This is a genomic window from Streptomyces sp. TBY4 (genome assembly GCF_024213195.1).
Lineage (GTDB): Bacteria > Actinomycetota > Actinomycetes > Streptomycetales > Streptomycetaceae > Streptomyces.
Genome location: NZ_JANAVF010000002.1, coordinates 441237 through 462550, shown reverse-complemented (window position 1 = coordinate 462550; position 21314 = coordinate 441237). Strand labels below are relative to the sequence as shown.

The 21314-nt window shown below is 72.4% G+C and carries 15 protein-coding genes; 12 read left to right on the top strand and 3 right to left on the bottom strand.

The features are described from left to right. The first annotated feature begins 81 nt into the window (after positions 1 to 81). From NLX94_RS06390 to NLX94_RS06365, 6 genes are all read left to right on the top strand, one after another. Positions 82 to 831, top strand: a complete 750-nt coding sequence (locus tag NLX94_RS06390) for a peptidoglycan recognition family protein (RefSeq protein ID WP_254381603.1) — start codon at positions 82 to 84, stop codon at positions 829 to 831. 1143 nt (positions 832 to 1974) lie between these two features. Then, positions 1975 to 2106 (top strand): BBE domain-containing protein, encoded by a 132-nt coding sequence (locus tag NLX94_RS06385; protein WP_374683908.1) that lies wholly within the window; start codon positions 1975 to 1977, stop codon positions 2104 to 2106. An 827-nt stretch (positions 2107 to 2933) separates the two neighbouring features. Continuing rightward, positions 2934 to 4025 carry a GNAT family N-acetyltransferase gene (locus NLX94_RS06380; protein WP_374683907.1) on the top strand — a complete coding sequence of 364 codons (1092 nt, stop codon included), beginning with the start codon at positions 2934 to 2936 and terminating at the stop codon, positions 4023 to 4025. A gap of 845 nt (positions 4026 to 4870) precedes the next feature. Further along, entirely contained in the window at positions 4871 to 6100 is a 1230-nt protein-coding gene (locus NLX94_RS06375) for a hypothetical protein (RefSeq protein WP_254381602.1), read from the top strand. A gap of 211 nt (positions 6101 to 6311) precedes the next feature. Further along, positions 6312 to 8453: a tetratricopeptide repeat protein gene (locus NLX94_RS06370; protein WP_254381601.1), complete on the top strand. Its 2142-nt coding sequence runs from the start codon at positions 6312 to 6314 to the stop codon at positions 8451 to 8453. An 8-nt stretch (positions 8454 to 8461) separates the two neighbouring features. Further along, positions 8462 to 9013, top strand: coding sequence for a flavin reductase family protein (locus NLX94_RS06365; RefSeq protein WP_254381600.1), 552 nt, complete (start codon positions 8462 to 8464; stop codon positions 9011 to 9013). A 162-nt stretch (positions 9014 to 9175) separates the two neighbouring features. Here the strand turns inward: NLX94_RS06365 and NLX94_RS06360 are convergent, their stop codons facing one another. After that, positions 9176 to 9964 (bottom strand): AfsR/SARP family transcriptional regulator, encoded by a 789-nt coding sequence (locus NLX94_RS06360; RefSeq protein WP_254381599.1) that lies wholly within the window; start codon positions 9962 to 9964, stop codon positions 9176 to 9178. A gap of 535 nt (positions 9965 to 10499) precedes the next feature. On the opposite strand from NLX94_RS06360, the gene NLX94_RS06355 reads away from it, so the two are divergent. The 4 genes from NLX94_RS06355 (at position 10500) to NLX94_RS06340 (ending at position 16359) form a co-directional block, all read left to right on the top strand. After that, positions 10500 to 12002: a M28 family peptidase gene (locus NLX94_RS06355; protein ID WP_254381598.1), complete on the top strand. Its 1503-nt coding sequence runs from the start codon at positions 10500 to 10502 to the stop codon at positions 12000 to 12002. A 365-nt stretch (positions 12003 to 12367) separates the two neighbouring features. Next, on the top strand, positions 12368 to 13759 hold the full coding sequence (locus NLX94_RS06350; protein ID WP_254381876.1) for an MFS transporter: 1392 nt from the start codon (positions 12368 to 12370) through the stop codon (positions 13757 to 13759). Between the two features lie 110 nt (positions 13760 to 13869). Beyond that, positions 13870 to 15792 (top strand): GAF domain-containing protein, encoded by a 1923-nt coding sequence (locus tag NLX94_RS06345; protein ID WP_254381597.1) that lies wholly within the window; start codon positions 13870 to 13872, stop codon positions 15790 to 15792. A gap of 63 nt (positions 15793 to 15855) precedes the next feature. Next, positions 15856 to 16359, top strand: a complete 504-nt coding sequence (locus NLX94_RS06340) for a GNAT family N-acetyltransferase (protein ID WP_254381596.1) — start codon at positions 15856 to 15858, stop codon at positions 16357 to 16359. A gap of 22 nt (positions 16360 to 16381) precedes the next feature. On the opposite strand, the gene NLX94_RS06335 is transcribed toward NLX94_RS06340, so the two are convergent. Both NLX94_RS06335 and NLX94_RS06330 read right to left on the bottom strand, forming a co-directional pair. After that, positions 16382 to 17095 (bottom strand): response regulator transcription factor, encoded by a 714-nt coding sequence (locus tag NLX94_RS06335; RefSeq protein ID WP_308402386.1) that lies wholly within the window; start codon positions 17093 to 17095, stop codon positions 16382 to 16384. Further along, complete coding sequence (locus NLX94_RS06330; RefSeq protein WP_254381595.1) at positions 17092 to 18045, bottom strand: histidine kinase; 954 nt, start codon at positions 18043 to 18045, stop codon at positions 17092 to 17094. The genes NLX94_RS06335 and NLX94_RS06330 overlap by 4 nt, the downstream gene beginning before the upstream one ends. Positions 18046 to 18245: 200 nt before the next feature. Here NLX94_RS06330 and NLX94_RS06325 point away from each other — a divergent pair, with 200 nt between their 5' ends. Both NLX94_RS06325 and NLX94_RS06320 read left to right on the top strand, forming a co-directional pair. Next, positions 18246 to 18995, top strand: coding sequence for an ABC transporter ATP-binding protein (locus NLX94_RS06325; RefSeq protein WP_254381594.1), 750 nt, complete (start codon positions 18246 to 18248; stop codon positions 18993 to 18995). Further along, positions 18992 to 21304, top strand: coding sequence for an FtsX-like permease family protein (locus NLX94_RS06320; protein ID WP_254381593.1), 2313 nt, complete (start codon positions 18992 to 18994; stop codon positions 21302 to 21304). Before NLX94_RS06325 ends, NLX94_RS06320 begins: the two co-directional genes overlap by 4 nt. The last annotated feature ends 10 nt before the right edge of the window (positions 21305 to 21314 follow it).

Here is a 21314-nt window from a genome sequence, read left to right as displayed (position 1 = left end):
CGCGCCCCCGGAGCGCCTGCGTGCCCCCCAGGGGCCCCGCCTCGTTCCATGGGACGTCTCCCCCACCGGAACGGCTGCTCCATGACATTCACACCGCACTCCCGGCTCACCCGCAGGGCTCTGGTATCCGCCGCGCTCGCGGTCGGAGCCGCCTCCATCCTGCCCCCCGCCGCCGCCTCCCCGGCCAGGGCCTCCACCGGTCCCCGTGCATTCCAGCGCCGCGACGACCACCCGGCACCCGAGATCACCGACTGCGCCGGCTGGGGCGCCCGCGAGGCGTCCGAGCCCGTCGTACTGCTCGCCTCGCGGCCGGAGAAGATCATCATCCACCACACGGCCACGGCCAACGTCACGGACTACTCGCGGGACCGGGCCCTCAGGCTCGCCCGTGCCATCCAGACGTACCACATGGACATGCAGGGCTGGATCGACACCGGCCAGCACTTCACCATCAGCAGGGGTGCCTTCGTCCTCGAGGGGCGGCACCACAGCCTCGCCGCGCTGGACGCCGGCGCCCAGACGGTACGGGGCGCCCACTGCGTCGGCCAGAACAACGTGGCCATCGGCATCGAGAACGAGGGCACCTACATGACGGTGCAGCCTCCGCCGGCGCAGTTCTCCGTCCTCGCCGACCTGTGCGCCCGCGTGTGCCGCCAGTACGACGTGCCGGCCTCCGAGATCTACGGGCACCGGGACTTCAACAGCACCGCGTGTCCCGGTGACACGCTCTACGCGCTGCTGCCGAAGCTGCGCGAGGACGTCGCCCGGCGACTCGGAAGCGCCGAGCCCGTGCCGCTGCCGCGCCGGCCCGAGCACCCTCCTCTCGACTGACACACCGACCCGGCGGCGGTGGCCGACGCCCACTCGGAGCACCTCCCGGAAGGCCTGCTGGGGTCTCTGCGCCACGGCTGACACGCACGCCGCCGACGGCTCACGTCACGGTTCGGTACCGTCGTCGCCCCCAACGGCCCGACCGTCCGCAGCAACCGCTCCGTGTGCCTGTCGCCAAGGCCGCTCCCGCCCGTGGTCTGGCCCATCCCTTCGCCTCGACGTCAGCCTCTTCGCGGGTCGCCGCCGGCTTGTGGAAGGTGACCGCTGTCGTCGGGGACCGCCTGATGCTTGTGCTCACCGCGTCTCCCCGGGAAGGGTGCCCAACCAGCACTGGAGAACGCGGGTCGCAAGCGCCTCGGCGGCGGGCCGCTCCGTGCGGACGGTAGTGACGTCGCTCGTATCCTGCCGGTCGACGTCAAGGAGGACGGTCAGGCGTCACCGTCGGAGGGGCACTCGATCCCACTGAAACGGAGCTGGATCTTCGCCAGCAGCGCGGTGACCTTGTAGAGGCCGCGGAGGTCGGGTGCCCCTTGAGGAGCCGGCGGCGGATCTCGATGGCTGCCTGGATGCCGTCGCGCAGGCTCACGTCGATGTCGGTCGCGGCGTCCGGTGCAGACAGGGCCAAGCCTGGCGCGGACCACAGCGGGACCAGCGCCCCGCCCAAGGAGGAATACCTCGCCCACGCCTCCCGCCCCCTGGACGACGCGGGCTGGCCCTTGAAGGTTGGATCCCGGCTGATCTCGCTGGCCATGACCCGCTCGTACGTCATGGCCTTCCAGGTCTACCTGTCCCTGCCGCTGAAGGTCAGCCGCCTGGGCGGTGAGGAGCCGGGCCTGTGGCTCATGGCCGGCACGCCCTCGGCGCTCTCGGCGCTGCTTCTCGCATTCGGCACGATGATCGCTTACCCCTTCGAGATGGACACCATCGTCCGCCTCGCGGGCAACCGTCTCGTGGCCACGCACTACGGCCTGGACAACACCATCTGCGGAATCGGCATCACGGTCGGCAACCTCCTGACAGGCGTGGCGCTGGACGCCGCGCGCGATGCCGGAGTGCCGACACTGCCGTGGGTGGCGCTGGGGTTGCTCGGCCTGGCCCGCGCAGTCGCGCTCTACGTCCTGCACCGTCCGCATCAGCGTCAGGGTGGCCAGGGCGCCGGCGGCCCAGCACCGTGTGCCCGCCAACTACGGGCAGAACCACGACCGGCTCCGGTCCCTGAAGCGCCGTTACGACCCCGGCAACCTGTTCCGCCCGAACCACAACATCGAATCGTGAGGCACGCCGTCTGGGGGCTACGCGGCCAGGCTAATCCCTTAGAAGGGGGCCTAGAGCGAAGGTTCGGATACACCAGCCTTCTTGTTCCAGGCCGCCGCACGCACCCTCTCGACCAGTATGGGTACGGTCATGACTGCGCGCTCCTTCTTCTTTCACCCACCTCTTCTCCCTCGCTTCGCTTCGGCGTCCGGAAGAAGTGTGACGTGGGCTGCCCCCTTTACTGTCGTGTTCGCCGCAGCCTTGCCGCGAACCGGAAGGAGAAGTTCACTGACCACCGACCTGAGTGCCATGGCCGTCGCCCAGGCAAGCACCCGCTGATGGTTCGGTCACCTGGGAGATGGTCTCGCGCTGACGGCCGTCTTCGGCTGGACACTGCGCATGGTCGACACCACCTGCCCACGGCACCGGAGCTCCGTGCAAGGCGAGCTAGATTCCCTTGCCGTACGTCTGGGCGCTCCCTTCGTCCCCTGGATCACCCCGAACGGCTCGCGGGATCCACGGCCGTCCGTCGGCTTTCGAAGCATTCGGACAGGTGCGCCCTCTCGCGAAGCCCTCCTGGCCGACACGGTGGTGCGCCGCGGTCGGCCTCGGCGTCGCCGCCTGCAGCTGTCCGACACTTCGGCAGTCGCGAGGCCATGGGAGCCCACTCGTCTCGACGCCACTTCGCCATCGAGCTGGGCAGCCGGAGGGGGGACCCCGCGCGGGCCGCTGACGCAGGCCGGGGCCTTGCCCGTGCGGCGGTTGTGCCCGGCCCGGCCGCTACCCACCGCTCGTGTGGGCAGGTCGGCCCACGGCCCCGCGAGCAATCCAATGAACCAGGAGCCGACGTGCCCAATCAACGCATCGACGTGCTGCACCCTGCCGACATGAGCCCGACAGACCTGCAGTTGTGGAGCGCGCTGCGGGCCAGGACGGCGCCCGTCGCCAATCCCTTCATGAGCCCTGAGTTCTGCCAGACGGTCGGCCGTGTCCGGCCGGGCGCCAGGGTCGCGGTCGTGCGCCAAGACGGCGAGCCCGCCGGCTTCTTCCCCTTCGAGCGGGGCCGGTGGGGCCGCGGCCGTGCGATCGGCCTGGGCGTTTCCGACTGCCAAGGCGCCGTCCTGCACCCCGACGTACACGTGGATCCGCACCAACTCCTGCGCGCCAGCTCCCTGAGCGTCTGGGAGTTCAACCATCTCGAAAGCGGCCAGGACCTGTTCCTGCCGTTCGCCACAGGGCGATTCGCCTCCCCCGTCATCGATCTCAGCGGCGGCTACACCCACTACGAGAACCTGCTCCGAACACGCTCCCGCACGTTCCTGAAGTCGACCCGGGCGCAGGACCGCCGGCTGGGACGCCGGGTCGGGCCGCTGAGGTTCGTGTTCGACGAACGAGATCCGGCGGCCTTGCGGACGCTGGTGGCATGGAAATCCGCCCAGTACCGCCGTACAGGCCGGCGCGACCGATTCGCCCAGAATTGGATCAACAACCTGGTAAGCATCCTGGCCAACACGGACACACCCGACTGTTCGGGCCTGTTATCGGTGCTCTACGCAGGCGACAGGCCTGTCGCCGCGCACTTCGGGCTGCGCTCACGCACCGTGCTGTCGTACTGGTTCCCCGCCTACGACCGGGGTTTCGCCCAGTTCTCCCCCGGTCTCGTTCTCCATCTCCGCACGATCGAGGCGGCTGCTGCCGCCGGCATCGAAATGCTCGACCTCGGCAGAGGTGACGCCGCCTACAAGGATTCCCTCAAAACAGGAGAGCTGACGGTTCATGAAGGCGCTCTTCTGCGGCGCAGTCCCGGTGCGGCTCTCCACTGGTTCAGCCGCGAGCCTGCACGTGCTGTCCGCCGCTTCGTGCGAGAGCGGCCTCAGCTCCGGACCGCAGCCGTACACATCCTGGAAGCAGTCGGCAAGACGCGTGACCGCCGCCCTTGAGGAAGCAGCAGCTCGACCTCGGCAACGCAGCTGGAGTTCGGGTTGACCGGTGCCTCCGTCGGATCTGCCTTCAGGAGCCACAGGCCGACACCCAGACCGTGCGCGCCTCGCTACGACGCGCACGCGGCCACCAGTTTCTCCCGCCCCTATCCCGCCTCGATGAGACGGTTGGCCTGCTCATGTCGCAGCCGAGCGCCTCGACGTCCACGGGGAACTGCCCGACCGACTGGGTGGCGTCGAGCAGGTAGGGGACCCCCGGCGGCCCGGGGGATCTCTGCGATCCGCGCGGCCGGGTTGACGAGCCCGCCGCTGGTCGGGACGTGGGCCACGCCGACCAGCCGGGTGCGCTCGTCGATCAGGTCCGCGAGGGCGTAGAAGGCGGAGCTCCAGGCGTGGGTGGAGCTGTCGGGCAGGGCGATGTCGCCCGGGCGCGCCCGCCCAGCAGCTGGGCCGGGAGCCCGTACACGGCGTCGATCCGCTCCCGCTCCCGGTCGACCGCCTCGTGCGCGCCCCGTGAAGCGTTTGGCGGAGATTTGGGGAAACGATGGCGGCCCTCGCCAGGATGGGCACGTCCGCATCACCCACTGATGTGAAGGAGATTCCCATGAAGAAGATCCAGGTCCGCAAGGCCGGTCCGGTCCGTCTGACCTCCTCGGCGTGCGACGTCTACACCAACCCGAGCTGATCCTGGCCGAGTTGAGCCCCGGCACCTGATCGGCCGGGGCCCGGCGCCGTCGTGCCCCGGACCGCCCGAGGCGACTCGGGCCGTCCGTCGGCACGACGGCGCCTCCCGGGCGGCGGGCCCTGCCCGCGGCCGGTCCGGACCGCAAGCCGAGGGAGGCCCCATGCCGGAGCACGGCATCCGCAGTGAGGCGGACACGCCCCTGCCGTTCCACCCGCTGGTCTACCTGGAGGACGGCGAAGAGGTCACCATCGGGCGGCCCGACACGGACTCCTACGGGATCTTCCCGGTCGACGGCGCCCACCTCGTGCGCCGCCTCGAGGCCGGCGCCACCCCGTCGCAGGCCGCCGACTGGTACTCCGCCGAGTACGGCGAACAGGTCGACATCGACGACATCATCGGCGCCCTGCGCGAACTCGGCTTCGTCCGCGAGGAGGGCGAGGAGCCCGCGCAGACGGGCCCGGTGCGCTGGCAGCGGCTCGGCCGCGCCCTGTTCTCCCCGCCCGCCTGGATCTGCTATGGGCTGATCACCGCCTGGGCGCTCTGGTGCATGATCCGCTCCCCGGACCTCGTACCGGCCGCGGAAGACATGCTGTTCAGCGAGTACTACGCCGTCATCAGCCTGGTCATGCTGGTAGCCGCGGTACCCCTGATCGCCATCCACGAGGCCTTCCACGCCTTGGCCGCCCGGCGTCTGGGCATCGGCTCCAAGACCAGGCTGTCGCACCGCTTCTACTTCCTCGTGGTCGAAACGGCCCTGGACGGGCTCGTCGCCGTGGAACGCCGCAAGCGCTACCTGCCGATCGTCGCCGGGATGGTCGTCGACGTCGTCCTCGTCTCCCTCCTCATCACCGTCGCCGACGCCGCCCGCGGCCCCGGCGGTGCCGAAACCACCGCCAGCCGCGTCTGCCTCGCGGTGGCCTTCGCCGCTGTGCTGCGGGTGCTGTGGCAGTTCTTCCTCTACCTGCGCACCGACGTGTACGTGCTGATCACCACCATGCTCGGCTGCGTGGACCTGCACACCACGTCCGTACGCCTGCTGCGCAACCGCTTCCTGCGGCTGCGCGGGCGCACCGAGGGGCTGGCGGACGAATCCCTGTGGCACCCCGTAGACCGCCGGGCCGCCCGCTGGTACTCCTGGCTGATCGTGGCCGGCTACACCTTCAGCCTCAGCACCTTCCTGCTGGCCCTCGCCCCCGTCTTCGTGGAGATGATCTCCGGAGCCGTCAGCCGCTTCGGCGGCGAGGACTCCAGCTGGGTCGAGCTGCTGGACTCCTCGACCTTCCTCATCATGGCCTTCTGGCAGACCGCCCTCACGATCTGGATCGCCGCCCGGGAGCGCCTGCGCGCCCGCACCTCCCGCTCCTCCCGCACCCACCACGTCATCGGCTGACGGACGCCCCCGTCGGCTCGGCCCCCCACCTCGACGAGCCACGCCCGCCCGGGCATTCGCTTCGCGTCGGTGACCACCCGCTTCGCCAGGACTCCGGCCGCGATCCCCCGACCGCTCCACCCAGCAGGCGAACCGGCTCCCCCTGTCCCGCAACGCGGGAGCTCCGTATCCTCCCCGGCCCGAAGGCCGCGGAATCCACGAAGGAGTCCTGATGACCGGCCACTACTGGATCGCGGCGCCCCTGCGCCGCGAACGCGACCGCCTGCGGGCCGGACTCGGCCTGCCCGCCCCCCTGGCCGTGGTCGACGCGCACCGGCGGTTGCGCGGCCCCTACTCCGCGGCGGGCGCCCTGCTGCGCCAGGTCGCCCCCGAGGCGCTGCGCCGCATGCCCGAACTGGCCGCCCGCCACTACATCGAGCTCCAGGAGAGCACCCCGGAACTGGCGCCCCTCGTACCGCAGAGGATCCGCGCCCTGGAGAAGATAGCCAATGCACCCGGCGAGGCCAGCCGCTACCCGGCCCGGCTGCACTCGCTGCGCGTCTCGCACGGGATCGTGGACTTCCTGCTCGCGGCCCTCCCCGGATCCGGGGACGGCCCGCGCACCCTCGTCGTGGAGAACGTGCAGCACGCCGACGTCACCGACCACGAGTTCCTCGCCGCCGCCCTGCGCCGGATCCCCGCCGAGCTCCTGACCCTGGTCGTCGCCACCGACACCGCGGAGCTCGAAGATCCGCCGGGCATGGTCTCCGTGTCCCTGCCCGCGGAACTCGCCGTGCGCACCACCCGCGTCCACCGCCCCGGGGCCCCCTCGGGCGCCGAGCCCGACGGGCCGGCCCCCGACGGCGCCGGGTCCGGCAGCCTGGCCGATGCCGCCGCCCGGTACGTGGCCGGCGACTGCATCAGCGACGAGCCCGCACTGCGCGCCGCGTACGAGGCCCTCACCGGCCCCGAGCGCGCCGCCCTGCACGACCGCCGGGCCGAGGAGGTCGCCGCCCGCGCCGAGGAGGAGCCCTCGCTCCGGCTGGGCACCCTCCCCTACCACCTGCTGCGCGGCAGCGACGGCGACGGCGCCGGACTCGACGCCCTGCGCTCGGCCCAGCTCCGCTGCAAGTACCTGGGCTTCTACCACGCGGCGGCGGAGATGGGCGAGGAGGGCCGCCACCGTACGGGCCCCGACGTGCGGCCCGAACTCTGGTGGCCCTTCACCCGCGAGACGGGCGTGTGCCTGGCCGCCGCCGGACGGCCGGAGGAGTCCGCCGTCGTCCAGGAGGAGGCGCGCTCGCAGACCACCATGCCCAAGCACCACATGAGCCTCGCCTACGAGACGGGCATGCTGTACGCCCGCCACTTCCCGCCGGAGCTGCGCGACGAGCGCAGGGCCCGCGCGTACGTCAACCAGGCCATCGCGATCTCGGACTTGCTGCCGGACCTGAAGGAACGCGCCTTCTTCTCCGTGTTCAACCGCAACGGCCTGGCCCTGGTCGAGGTCCGCGCCGGCCGCATCGACGAGGCCCTGCGGCTGCTGGACGAGGGCATCGAGCGGCTCGACCGCGAGCTCGGTATCGGCGAGCGGACCTGGCACCGCGTCGGCCTGCGCTACAACCGCGCCCAGGTCAACGGCATGAGCGGCCGGCTGGAGGACGCCCTCGAGGACTACGCCTCCATCATGGACATGGACCACGACTTCGCCGACCACTACTTCAACCGCGGGAGCATGCTCCGCCGGCTCGGCCGCATCGAGGAGGCCATAGCCGACTACGAGCAGGCCATCGCCCTGGAATCGCCCTTCCCCGAGGTGCACTACAACCGCGGCGAGGCCCGGCTCGAACTCGGCGACCTCGACGGCGCACTGGCCGACTTCGACCGGGCCCTCGAACTGGAGCCGGGCAACTTGGAGGCCCTCCTCGCCCGCGCGGGCCTGCTCGCCGACCAGGGCGAGGCCAAGGCGGCCCTGGCCGATGTCGAAGCCGGGCTGCTGGTCGACGCCGAGCACCCCCATCTACTCTGCCTCCAGGGCCGGTTGTGGGGGGAAGAGGGCCGTACGTCCGAGGCCCGCGACTCCCTCGACGCGGCCCTGCGCCACGATCCGAAGCTGGCCGAGGCCTGGGCGATCAGGGGCGAACTCGCCTATGGGGAAGGCGATCTGGCCACCGCACTGGCCGATTTCAACCGGGCGGTGGAGCTGGAGGGCCGGCCAGAGTTCCGGTTCAACCGGGGCGTGGTCCACGAGGCGGCGGGCAGCCTGGTCCAGGCTGTGGCGGACTTCGACGCCGTCCTCGCCGTCACCGACGACGAAGAGGCCCGCAGCCGCCGGGAGACCTGCCTGCGCGCGACCGAGCGCGCGCAATCGTAGGGGCCGGGATGGACCTCCGTCAGCAGGAGATGCAGCGGAAGCGCCAGCGGGAGGTGCAGCGGGAGCGCGGGACCGGCGGGGCCGTGTCCGGGGCCGCGTTCACCGAGGCCATGTCGCGGCTGGTCTCGGGGGTGGCGGTGGTCTCCGCCCGGCGGGGCGACGGCCGGCCCTCGGGGCTGCTCGTCTCCTCGGTCTGCTCGTACAGCGCGGACCCGCCGTCGGTGCTCGTCGCGCTGGCGCGCACCTCCCGGACCTGCCGGGAGATCACGGCGGGGCCGGACGCGCACTTCGGCGTCCACCTGCTGGCCCGCAGCCAGGCGGCGCTGGCGAGGACCTTCGCGGGCAGCTCCGGGGACAAGTTCGCCGACGTGGTCTGGGACTGGGACGGCACGGTGCCGCGGCTGGCGGGCGTCCCGGTGTTCGCGAAGTGCCGTGCGGGGGCGGTGCTCCCGCACGGCGACCACGTGATCGTGGTGGGCGAGGTGGTCGGCTGCGCGGTGGCGGAGGACGACCCCCTCGTGTACTTCCGGCGGCGGCTCGACTGGAGCCTCGGGGGCTGAGCGGGGTAGGCGGGTCAGCAGGGTGAGTACGCCGGTACGCGGAGCGCGCATACCGGCGTACTGCTGTCTGCGCGAGCTGGTGTACGGCTGCGTGCGGGTACGGTCGTGCGAACCCGCAGCCGTACGTACTCGTGGCCCTGCGGATGCGCGTCCGTGCGGCCCTCAGCCGCCGAGCGCCACGGGGTGGAGTGCGCCCGCCGGGCGGCAGCCGTCGTGCCGGGTGTTGTCGGGCCGGGCCCCGCTGAGCAGGGCCTGCTGGGCCGTGCGCAGGCCCGGTCCCGGTTCGATTCCGGTGTCCTCCACCACGGCGCGCCGGGCCCGGGTGTAGGCGTGCAGGGCTTCGGCGCGGCGGCCCGTGGCGGCCAGGGCGAGCATCAGCTGCTCGTGGAAGTCCTCGCGCAGCGGGTGGCGCGCGCACAGTTCCTCCAGCTCACCGACAACCTCGCGGGCCCGGCCACTGCAGATGTCGGCGCCGATCCGGTCGTGGACGAGGGCAAGCCGCTCCTCTTCGAGCCGGACGGTGTAGTGCGCGGGCAGGCAGGCCGGTCCAAGGTCCCCGAAGGGGGTGCCCCGCGAGAGGGCCAGGGCCCGGTGAAACGATTCTGCCGCGGTGGTGCAGTGGCCTGCGGCCCGCAGTTCCCGGCCGCGCGCGGCCAGCGTGCGGAACCGGTCGAGGTCCAGCTCCCCCGGCTGTACGCGCAGCAGGTAGCCGTTGCCGGAGGTGAGCAGCAGCGGGTGCCTGCGGGGGTCGCCGCCCCCGCTGCTGTGCTCCGGGGCGAGCACGCGCCGCAGCCCGGACACGTACATCTGCACGGTCGCCACGGCCGAGCGCGGCGGCCGGTCGTCCCACAACTCGCCGATCAGGGAGCAGATCGGGAAACGGCGGTTGGCGTGCAGCAGCAGCAGCGTGAGCAGGGCGCGCCGCTTCAGGGAGCTGGGCGTGCACGGCACCCCGCCCCGGCGGACCTCCAGGGGTCCCAGGATCCGGTACGTCGGCCCGTCGGCCGGCCCGCCCCCGCCGGTCGGGTCCGGGGCGGGCCCGGGACAACCGGGTAAATCGGGGTCCGCCGGAGGACCGTGGACGGGATCTGACGAGGATCTTTCGGTTCTGGCCAGCACTGGTCTGCCACCCTCGCGCTACCGGCGCCCTCGGGCGCACTGTCCTGTCGGCACGCGGTGGGTCTCACCGGCGCTCACGACAATGGATACGGGATCACGCGTGAGGGTGTCAGGGGGGCGAACCAGCCAACTGCCTCTAAAGACCGCTGAGTTGCGAACCGGCAGCCGTCCTCAGCCGTATGTCCGCCGCATCTCGGCCAATAATCCGGGCGCCCGGCCCGGCTCGGATCTTCTCCTTGGCAGGGGCCCGCCGCAGGGTTAGCGTGCCTCGATCTCCTCCCGACACGCACGTTCTTCCCGATCGTCGACCGCCGACCACGGCCCTGCCGACCGGTCCGTTCGACCTGCCGTGAGAGGGCACCCAGCCATGTCCGCACGTCGTACCGCAGCGGCGACCGCCACCCTGGCCGCCGCCGCACTCCTCTCCCCGCTGCTCCTCGCCGGCCCCGCCGCCGCGGGCGCCGAAGACCCGGGCCGGGCCGCCGCCGCCCGCGGCACGGCCCTGGCGGCCCAACTCGTCCGGGAATCCACGGCCAAGGACGCCCTCCGGCACCTGCGGGTGTTCCAGTCGGCCGCGGACTACAACGGCGGCAACAGGGTCGCGAGTTCGAAGGGCCACGAGGCCTCGGCCGCGTACGTGGAGGGGGTGCTGCGCAACGCCGGCTACCGGACCTCCCGCCAGGAGTTCGACTTCGTCTACACCGAGGACCTCGCCGAATCCCTCACCGTCGACTCGCCCACCCCGCGCGAGGTCACCGTACAGCTCATGGCGTTCACCGCCCGCAGCCCCGAGGGCGGGGTCACCGGGGAGCTGGCCGTGGTCCCCGTCGACGCCGACAACACCCACGGCTGCGAGCCGGGCGACTTCGCGGCGGGCGCGTTCACCGGCAGGATCGCCCTGGTCAAGCGTGGCGGCTGCTCCTTCGCCGTCAAGCAGGGCAATGCCCACGCGGCGGGCGCGCTCGGCGCGATCGTCTACAACAACACCTCCGGCAAGATCAACGGGACCATCGGGGACTCCTCCCTCGCCCGCATCCCCACCGGAGGGATCAGCCAGGAGGACGGCGCGGCGCTGACCGCGGAGGCCGCCGCCGGGCCGGTGACGGTCACTCTCGACATCCACGAACTGCGCGAGAACCGCCGGAGCTTCAACGTGGTCGCGGAGACCCGCGGCGGGGACGCCGCCAACACGGTCCTCCTCGGCTCCTACCTCGACTCGCAGCACGGCACCCCCGGCATCAACGGCAACGGCTCCGGCTCGGCCGGGCTCCTCCAGGTCGCGCTGAAACTCGCCAAGTCGCAGGGCAAGGTGGGCAACAAGGTGCGGTTCGCCTGGTGGTCGGCGCAGGAGTTCGGCGTCGCGGGCTCGCAGGCGTACCTCTCCGCCCTGACGCCGGAGCAGCGCGCGCAGATCCGGCTCTACCTGAACTTCGAGACGATCGCCTCGCCGAACGGCGCGTTCTTCGTCAGCGACGGGGACGACTCCGACCGCGTCGGCGCGGGCCCCGGCCCGGAGGGCTCCGCCCAGCTCGAGAAGGGCATCACCGACTTCCTCGACGCGAAGGGCGTCCCGCACGAGGGCACCGACTTCATCGGCTTGTCGGACTACGCGCCCTTCCTCGCGGCAGGCATCCCCTCGGGAGGCACCTTCACCGGCTCCGACGGCCTCAAGACCGAGGCCCAGGCGGCCAGGTTCGGCGGCCAGGCGGGCACTGCGTACGACGTGAACCACCACAAGCCCGGCGACGACCTCGCCAACATCGACATGCGTTCCTTCGACGTCAACATCGACGTCATCGCCCACGCGGCCGGCCGCTACGCGCACGACCTCGGGGCCCTGGGGGGTCAGTATTCGTCCCACCAGAGCTGATTACAGCCTGCAACACCTGAGACTCGATCGCGCACCCCCGAAGGCCGTCGGATCAATGTCCGACGACCCTCCCCCCTTCGGCAACAAGAAGCGGAAAGGGGGCCGCGCGCCCTGCACCCGGCCGGGGGCGGCATGAAATGACAGGTCAACGCACTCTTCCCCTGGAAACCGGTGCAAATCTGCAATTCGGACAGGGACTTTCCGCCGCTTCCGGAGGGGTCTCGGGGGGCGGTCCGGGCCGTATGGTGGTGCGGCACACTCAGGTGGGGTTGATTGTGATGACGCGCCACATATGCCACTGACCTGCGGACTTCTACGTTGTGCCCACACCCGACGTCCCCGCAGACACCCTGGAAGTGGTGCACATGGTCTCCCCCGGAACCGAATCGAAGGACCCGTCCGGCATCAGACGGATCGTCGCCGCCAGTCTCATCGGGACCACCATCGAGTGGTACGACTTCTTCCTGTACGGGACCGCCGCCGCCCTGGTCTTCAACAAGCTGTTCTTCCCCACCGCCGATCCGCTCACGGGCACCCTGATCGCCTTCCTCACCTACGCCATCGGGTTCCTCGCCCGGCCGCTCGGCGGGGTCGTCTTCGGGCATTTCGGGGACAAGGTCGGGCGCAAGAAGCTGCTGGTGCTGAGTCTGCTGATGATGGGCGGAGCGACCTTCGCGATGGGGCTGCTGCCCACCCACGCGAGCATCGGGGTCGGGGCTCCGATCCTGCTGACCCTGCTGCGCCTGGTGCAGGGGTTCGCGCTGGGCGGCGAGTGGGGCGGGGCGGTGCTGATCGTGTCCGAGCACGGCGGGGCCGAGCACCGCGGGTTCTGGGCGTCCTGGCCGCAGTCCGGGGCTCCCGGGGGCAATCTGCTCGCCACCGGAGTGCTGGCGCTGCTCGCCGCCGTGCAGTCGGACGCCACCTTCCTCGCCTGGGGCTGGCGGATCCCCTTCCTGCTCTCCGGGCTCCTCGTGGTGGTCGGGCTGTGGATCCGCCTCTCGGTGTCGGAGTCGCCCGTCTTCCTCGCCGCCCAGGCCGCGGCCGCGGCGCGGGGCGAGACGGAGAAGGCGCCCGTGGTCCAGGTGTTCCGCAAGGACTGGCGGCAGGTGCTGAGCGCCATCGGCACCCGCTTCGGCGAGAACATCTCGTACTACGTCCTCACCTCCTTCCTCCTCGTCTACGTCACCACCCACCTCGGACTCCCCAAGACCACCGCGCTCAATGCGCTCCTGATCGGCTCGGCCGTCCACTTCCTGACCATCCCGGCCTGGGGCGCGCTGTCGGACCGGATCGGCCGCCGGCCGGTGACGCTGATCGGTTCGGTCGGCATGGCCGTGTGGGCGTTCGCGTTCTTCGCGCTGGTGGACTCGGAGTCGTTCACCGTCATCACCCTCGCCGTCACCGCCGGGCTGCTGCTGCACGGGGCCATGTACGGGCCGCAGGCCGCCTTCATCTCGGAGATGTTCGACACCAGGGTCCGCTACTCGGGCGCCTCGATGGGCTCCCAGCTCGCCTCGATCATCGCGGGGGCGCTGGCCCCGATCATCGCCGTCGAGCTGCTGAAGGACTACGGATCCTCCGTGCCGGTCTCCGTCTACCTGTCGGCGGCCGCCCTCGTCACCACGCTCACCGTGCTCTTCGCCCGCGAGACCCGGGGCCGCGACCTGTCCGTCCCGAAGGCGGGCGCGGCGGAGCAGCAAGCCGAGGTGGCCGCGGGGAGGAGTGGGTACGCGGCCTCCGTCTCCGATTCCGCCTGAGGTCGTCCGCTCGTCCCTCGTCCGCCCGCCCCGCAGTCCGCCCGCCGTGACCGGTACGTCCGGTCCGGCGGGCGGACCCGCTCGTCACCCCGCACCGAAGGGCTGCCAGCATGGCTCCCGTGAACGATCCCACCGCGCCCGCGGCCGCGTTGCGGCAGCTCCTGGACCTGCTCGCCCAGGGCGCGCCCGTCGAGGACTTCGCCCGGCCCGGCGCGCAGGCCCGTACCGCCGGTGCCGGCGCCGCCGATCAGGCCCTCGTGGAGGAGGCGACCCGGGTCGCCCTCGGCATCCGGCGCACGCTCGACCAGCACCGCCGGCGCGAGGCGGAGCTCACCGCCCTGTTCGACACGGCCGGCGACCTCGCGGCGCTGCGCGATCTCGACGCGGTGCTACGGGCCATCGTGCGGCGGGCCCGTACCCTGCTCGGCACGGACTGCGCCTACCTCACCCTCAACGACCCCGTCGTGGGCGATACGTTCATGCGGGTCACCGACGGCTCCGTCTCCGCCGCCTTCCAGCAGTTGCGCCTCGGCATGGGCGAGGGCCTCGGCGGCCTGGTCGCGCAGACCGCCCGGCCGTACGCCAGCGCCGACTACCGCGCCGACGACCGCTTCCGGCACACCAGCACCATCGACTCCGGGGTGCGCGAGGAGGGGCTCCGGGGCATCCTCGGCGTACCGCTGCGCGTCGCCTCGCGGGTCATCGGGGTGCTCTACGCGGCCGACCGGTCGGTCCGCGAGTTCACCCCCGACGCGGTCGCGCTGCTCTCCTCGCTCGCCGACCACGCCGCCGTCGCCATCGACGGGGCACGGCTGCTGGAGGAGACGCGTACGGCGCTGGTCGAGCTGAACGCCGCCACCCAGGCCGCCCGGGCCCACAGCGAGGCGGCGCGGCTGGCCACCGAGACCCACGACCGGCTCACCGATCTGGTGCTGCGCGGCGGGGACGTCACCGATGTGGCCCGGGAAGTGGCCGCGCTGCTGCGGGGCGGGCTGGTCGTGCACGACGCCGACGGCGCCGAGCTGGCCCGGGTCGCCACCGACCCGATCGACGCCCCCGCGCAGGGGGTGGCTGCCTCCCGCTCCGGCGGCCGGGCCGTACCGGTCGACGGGGTGTGGGTCTGCGCGGTCCTGGCCGGGCCCGAACTGCTGGGCAGCATCGCCCTGACGGGCCGGGCCGACCTGTCGGACAGCGACCGGCGGCTGTTCGAGCGCACCGGCCTGGTCACCGCGCTCCTCCTGCTGCTGCGCCGCTCGGTGGCGCACGCCGAGGACCGGGTGCGCGGCGAGCTCCTCAGCGACCTGCTGACTCCGCGCAGCCCCGGGCACTCCCCCGACAGCGGCAGCCGCACCATCCGGGCCCGCAAACTGGGCGTCGACCTCGCACGCCCGCACTCCCTCCTGGTGCTCCACTGCGACGCGGCGCAGCGGCCCCGGCTGTCGGCGGAGGCCGCACGCCGCGCCCGTGACCGGGGCGGTCTGGCCGGGCTGCACGAGGGGCACGTCGTGCTGCTCGCCCCCGCCGAGCGGCCCGGGGAGCTCGCGCGGTCGCTGGCGGCGGAGCTCGGGCAGGCGGTGGGCACGCCCGTCACCGTGGGCTCCGCGGGACCGGCCGGCGACCAGGGCGGGCTGCCCGCCGTGTACGCCGAGGCCGTGCGCTGCCTGCGGGCCCTGCACGCGCTGGGCCACACCGGTCACGGGGCCGCCCTGCCGGACCTGGGCTTCGTCGGCCTGCTGCTCGGGGAGCAGGGTGACGTCGGCGGGTACGTCGACCAGGTGCTCGGCCCGGTCATCGACTACGACGCCCAGCGGGGCACCGAGCTGGTCCGCACCCTCCAGGCCTACTACGTCCACGGGGCGAGCCTCTCCAAGGCCAAGGAGGCGCTGCACATCCACGTGAACACCGTCGTGCAGCGCCTCGAACGGATCGGCCGGCTCCTGGGCGAGGACTGGAACTCCCCCGCCCGCGCCCTGGAGCTCCAACTCGCCCTGCGTCTGCACCTCCTGGCGGACTCCGGCCCGCCCGCGGCCTGACCGGAGGGCATACCCCGCACTCCGCCCGCGGAGCGCGATGGCCGGTGGGGCAGAGTGGGGTGCATGACTACGTACGAGACGATGGCGTACCACCTGGAGACCGAGCGGCTGATCCTGCGGCCCTGGGCCGAGTCGGACGCCGCCGCGTTGTGCGACCTGCTCGCCGAACGCGGCAAGGGAACCCACGAGGTCGAGGACATCCGGAAGTCCATCGCGGAGTTCCTCGCCGCGACCGCGGAGACGGGCATCGCCCTGCTGCCCGTCGAGCGCCGCGCGGAGGGCGATTTCATCGGCTACTGCGGGCTGATCATCGGCCGCTCCACCCTGGAGGAGCCGGAGATCGCCTACGAGCTCTTCCAGCGCGTGCACGGGCAGGGCTACGCCACCGAGGCGGCCAGGGCCGTGGTCGACGCCGCCGTCGCGACCGGGCGGAAGCGGCTCTGGTCGACCGTCGGCCCGTGGAACGCACCCTCGCTCCGCGTCCTGGAGAAGCTCGACTTCGAGCAGGACCGCGTGGCCACGGACGCCAAGGGTGAGCACATATGGCTCACCCGCGAGCTGCCGTAGACGGGTAGCTGCCGCAGACGGGTCAGGCCGTACCAGGGGTGACCAGGCCCGTCTCGTAGGCCAGGACGACCGCCTGGGCCCGGTCGCGCAGGCTCAGCTTGGCGAAGATCCGGGCCACATGGGTCTTCACGGTGGCCTCGCTGAGCGTGAACTCCTGGGCCAGTTCGGCGTTGGAGAGCCCGTGGCCCATGAGGGTCAGCACCTCGCGCTCGCGCGGGGTGAGGGCGTCCAGGTCGGGGTGGAGTGCGGGGGCCCCGCCGCCGCGCGCGGCCGATGCCGAGGCGCAGCGCTCCACCAGCCGGCGGGTGATCGAGGGGGAGAGCAGCGCGTCGCCGGTGTTGACGAGCCGTACGGCGTTGGCGAGGTATTCGGGGGTGACGTCCTTGAGCAGGAACCCGCTGGCTCCCGCGGCGAGGGCGGCGTAGACGTACTGGTCGAGGTCGAAGGTGGTCAGCATGATCACCCGGCATTCCGGTGCTTCGGCGAGGATCTGCCGGGCCGCCTCCAGCCCGTCGAGCCGCGGCATGCGGATGTCGAGCAGGACGACGTCGGGGCGCAGCCGGCGCACCTCCGAGACGGCCTCCACCCCGTCCGCGGCCACCCCCACCACGTCGATCCCCCGCGCGGTGAGGATCATGCGGAACCCGGTGCGGACGAGTTCCTGGTCGTCGGCGATGACCACCCGGGGCGAGGCGGCCCTCGCGTCCGGCTCGGCAGCCGTGGCGTGGGTGGTCACGGCCGCTCCAGCGGGAGCCGGGCACGCACCCGGTAGCCGCCACCGAGGCGGCGCCGTGCGTCGAAGTCGCCTCCGTACACGGCGACCCGCTCGCGCAGCCCGACCAGCCCGTGCCCGGCGCCATCGGCCTTCGGCCGCGCCGCGGTGGACGCGGCCGGGGCGGGCTTCCCCGCCGAGGCCGGGGCCGGCTTCCCGGCATGCCCGGGTATCCGCTCCCGATCCCCGGCCCGGTCCCCCGCCCGGTCCCCGGAGAGCACGCTCGGTCCGCTGTTGAGCACCTCGACCCTCAGCGCCTGGTCGGCGTATCTCACCGTCACCTCGGCCTTCACCCCGTCCCCGTGTTTCAGTGCGTTGGTCAGCGCCTCCTGGATGATCCGGTAGGCGGTGACGTCGATCCCGGCCGGCAGCGGCCTCGGTTCGCCGGATATCCGGACCTCCACCGGCAGCCCGGCGAAGGCTATCCGGTCGATGAGCGGACTGAGGCGGCTCAGACTCGGCTGCGGCGCCAACTCCACTACAGAATCACGCTTTTCGCCAGCGCCGCCCCCGTACGGTTCGTCACGTCCGTCCTGCGCGGGAGCGAGCAGGCCCAGCAGGTGCCGCAGTTCCGTCATGGTCGTGCGCCCGGCCTTCTCCACCGCGGCCATCGCGGCCGCCGCCTCCACCGGCATCGTCGCCAGCACCTCCCGGGCGGCCCCGGCCTGGACGATCATCAGGCTGACGTTGTGGCTGACTATGTCGTGGAGCTCCGCCGCGATCCGGGCCCGCTCCGCGTCCACCGCGGTGCGGGCCGCGGTCTCCCGCTCCCGCTCCAGCAGCCAGCCGCGCTCCTCGATCGCCGCCCGGTGCGCCGCGCGGGCCCGCAGCAGCGCCACGGTCAGCCCGAGCCCGGCCGACAGCACCGCGCACCCCGCGGCCACCACGACTCCGATGACCCAACCCTCCGTCACGACGACTCCCCCTCCCCCTGCAACCCTCACCCCAAGATCTTCACCCCAAGATCTTCGCCCACCCGACCCTCGCAGGCACCCCGTGTAGTCCACATCCCCCTCCCGGTTCTGCTCCCGCCTACATCTCCAGGATGACCCCGCCCCCCGTTTACATCCGGGGGGTGACGCCGCAGGTCCGGCCGCCCTTCTAGGTTCGTGCCATGACACCTCATCACGACAGTTCCGGCCAGGTCGTCGTCCGGCTGGACCGCGTATCGAAGGAGTACGGCGACACCCTGGCGCTCGACGCCCTGTCCCTGGAGATCCGCCGGGGCGAGGCCGTCGCCGTGATGGGACCCTCCGGCTGCGGGAAGTCCACTCTGCTCAACATGGTGGCCGGCCTGGACCGGCCCACCGGCGGAACGATCAACGTCCACGGCCAGGACCTCGGCACCCTGACGGAGACCGGCCTCGCCCTCTACCGCCGCCGCGACGTCGGCATGATCTTCCAGTTCTTCAACCTCATCGACGACCTCCCGGCCCTCGACAACGTCGCGCTGGCCGCCCAGCTCACCGGCACCCCCGCGCGCCAGGCCCGCCGCCGCGCCCTGGAGCTCCTCGACGAGCTCGGGGTCGCCGACCGCCGCAACAACTACCCGGCGACCCTCAGCGGCGGCGAACGCCAACGCGTCGGAGTGGCCCGCGCGCTGATGAACCGTCCGGCACTGCTCCTCGCCGACGAACCGACCGGCGCCCTCGACAGCCGCTCCGGCGAGCAGGTGATGGACCTGCTGATCGACCTCAACCAGATAGGCCAGACCCTCCTGATCGTCACCCACGACCCCCACCTGGCCACCCGCTGCGCCGGCCGCCTCGTCGAGATGGCCGACGGCCGCGTCGCCCGCCAACGCGCCCTCGACGGCGAGAGCCACGGCGAGACCGGCGACGAGATCCTGGAGCGTTCCGCGTGAGCGCCGTGTGGCGGGCCGCCCGGGCCGCCGTGAAGCGCCGCAGGGTCCAGACCTTCGTCATCGGCCTCGTCGTCCTCTGCGCCACCACGACCGTCCTGCTCGCCCTCGGCCTGCTCTCCGCCGCCTCGGGCCCCTTCGACAAGGCGTACACCGCGCAGCGCGGCGCGCACACCGTGGCCACGTACGACCCGGCGAAGGTCTCCGACGCCCAGCTCGAGCGGACGGCGCACCGACCGGGGGTCGCGGCCGCGGCGGGCCCGTTCCGCCAGGCCGTCGTCGATGTCCCCGAGAGCTGGCTCTGGATGCCGCCCGGCCCGCTCACCGTGGTGGGCCGCGCCGATCCGGCGGGTCCGGTGGACCGGGTCGAGGTCCTGATGGGGCACTGGCCGCAAGGCCCGGGCGAGATCGTCGTCGACTGGGCCGTGGACGGGACCCCGGACGCCGATCTCCTCGGCACCAAGCTGGAGGTGCCCGGGCGCCCGACGCTCACCGTCGTCGGTTTCGCGACGAGCATGAGCAAGTCGGCCGCCGCCTGGGTGACGCCCGATCAGGCAGCCGCCCTCCACCCCACGTCCACGCAGATGCTCTACCGCTTCACCGACTCCGCCACCAGTGCGCAGCTGCGCGACTCGCTCGCCGTGGCCACAGAAGGACTTCCCGCGGACTCCGTGACGGCCGCACAGACCTACCTCACCCTCAAGAAGGCCTTCTCCGCCCGGGCGGAGGCCTATCTGCCCTTCATGGCCCTCTTCGGCGTCCTCGGCCTGCTCGTCTCCGCCCTGATCGTCGCCAACGTGGTCAGCGGCGCCGTGGTCTCCGGCAACCGGCACATCGGCGTGCTCAAGGCCATCGGCTTCACTCCGAACCAGGTCGTCGCCGTCTACCTGACGATGGTCTCGGTCCCGGCCGTGGCCGGCTGCGTTCTCGGCACCCTGCTCGGAAACGCGCTGGCCGGGCCCATTCTGCAGATCGCGTTCTCCGGCATCGAGACGGGGATGGCGGGGGTGGGCACCCTCTCCCCCTGGCTCAGCGCCGCGTGCCTGGCCGGGATGCCCGCCCTGGTCGTGCTGACCGCGCTCGTACCGGCCCTGCGCGCACACCGGCTGCCGGCCGCGCGGGCCATCAGCGCGGGCGGCGCGCCCCGCACCGGGCGCGGGCTGCGCGTCCAGCGCCTGCTCGCCTCCTCGCGGCTGCCGCGCTCCGTCAGCCTGGGTCTCGGCCACCCGTTCGCCCGCCCCGGCCGCGCCTTCATGACGATGGCCGCCATCGTCCTCGGTGTCACCACGGTGACGCTGGCGACCGGACTGACCAGCACGATGGTCTCGTACGCGCAGTCCGGCCGCGACGACGCCGGCGGACCGGTGGTCATCGTCCTGGTCGGCGGCCACGGCAACAACTCCGTCAAGCCGCTGCTGAGCGACGTGCAGATCGAAGATCGGCTGCGGTCGCTGGGTGCGCAGGAGGTGCAGGGCCGCTGGCTGACCCAGGTCGGGCTGGTCGGGTACGCGCAGCCCGCGTTCGGAAGCTTCTACCGCGGGAAACCGTCCCCGGCCGAAGCCTTCGTGGAGGGCCGGGCCCCCACCGGACCCGGCGAGATCGCCGTGGGCCCCGCCTTCCTCACCGAACGCGGGCTGGCGGTCGGCGACCGGGTCACCCTGGAGGCCAACGGGAGGCGGGTGGCCGCGACCATCGTCGGGCAATTGATCGACAGCGACGCGCGCGCCCTGGAATCCACGTGGGAGACCCTCGGCCGACTCGCCCCGGACAGCCGCGCGGTCGAGTACACCGTCCGGCTCGCCCCGGGGGCGGACGCCCGCGCCTACGCGGACGCCGTCGACGCGGTCGACCCCGGACTGCACGGCGAGGTGCGGAACTCGGTGAATGTCAACGCCGCCACCGCCACGGTCGTCGGCTTCTCCTCGGTCTTCTCGGTCATGCTGGCCCTCGTCGCCGCACTCGGCGTCTTCAACACCGTGCTGCTCAACACCCGTGACCGGCGCCGCGACCTGGGCATGCTCAAGTCCATCGGCATGACCCCGCGCCAGGTGGTCGCGATGACGGTGACCTCGGTGACCGGACTCGGCCTGGTCGGCGGCCTGCTCGGGATCCCGCTCGGGATCGTCGCGCACCGGTTCGTCGTGGACAACGTGGGCATCGTCGCCTTCCCCGAGTCGATGAAGGCCGTCTGGCACGCGCCGCAGCTCGCCGGAATGCTGTGCGCGGGGGTCGCGATCGCCGTCCTGGGTGCCCTGGTCCCGGCCCGTTCGGCGGCCCGGATGACCATCGCCGCGGCCCTGCACACCGAGTAGCCCACCGAAG

Coding starts and splice junctions, on each gene's coding strand:
- NLX94_RS06370 (WP_254381601.1), top strand. CDS start 6,312: ATGACCGGCCACTACTGGATCGCGGCGCCCCTGCGCCGCGAACGCGAC.
- NLX94_RS06375 (WP_254381602.1), top strand. CDS start 4,871: ATGCCGGAGCACGGCATCCGCAGTGAGGCGGACACGCCCCTGCCGTTC.
- NLX94_RS06350 (WP_254381876.1), top strand. CDS start 12,368: ATGGTCTCCCCCGGAACCGAATCGAAGGACCCGTCCGGCATCAGACGG.
- NLX94_RS06355 (WP_254381598.1), top strand. CDS start 10,500: ATGTCCGCACGTCGTACCGCAGCGGCGACCGCCACCCTGGCCGCCGCC.
- NLX94_RS06365 (WP_254381600.1), top strand. CDS start 8,462: ATGGACCTCCGTCAGCAGGAGATGCAGCGGAAGCGCCAGCGGGAGGTG.
- NLX94_RS06340 (WP_254381596.1), top strand. CDS start 15,856: ATGACTACGTACGAGACGATGGCGTACCACCTGGAGACCGAGCGGCTG.
- NLX94_RS06390 (WP_254381603.1), top strand. CDS start 82: ATGACATTCACACCGCACTCCCGGCTCACCCGCAGGGCTCTGGTATCC.
- NLX94_RS06325 (WP_254381594.1), top strand. CDS start 18,246: ATGACACCTCATCACGACAGTTCCGGCCAGGTCGTCGTCCGGCTGGAC.
- NLX94_RS06345 (WP_254381597.1), top strand. CDS start 13,870: ATGGCTCCCGTGAACGATCCCACCGCGCCCGCGGCCGCGTTGCGGCAG.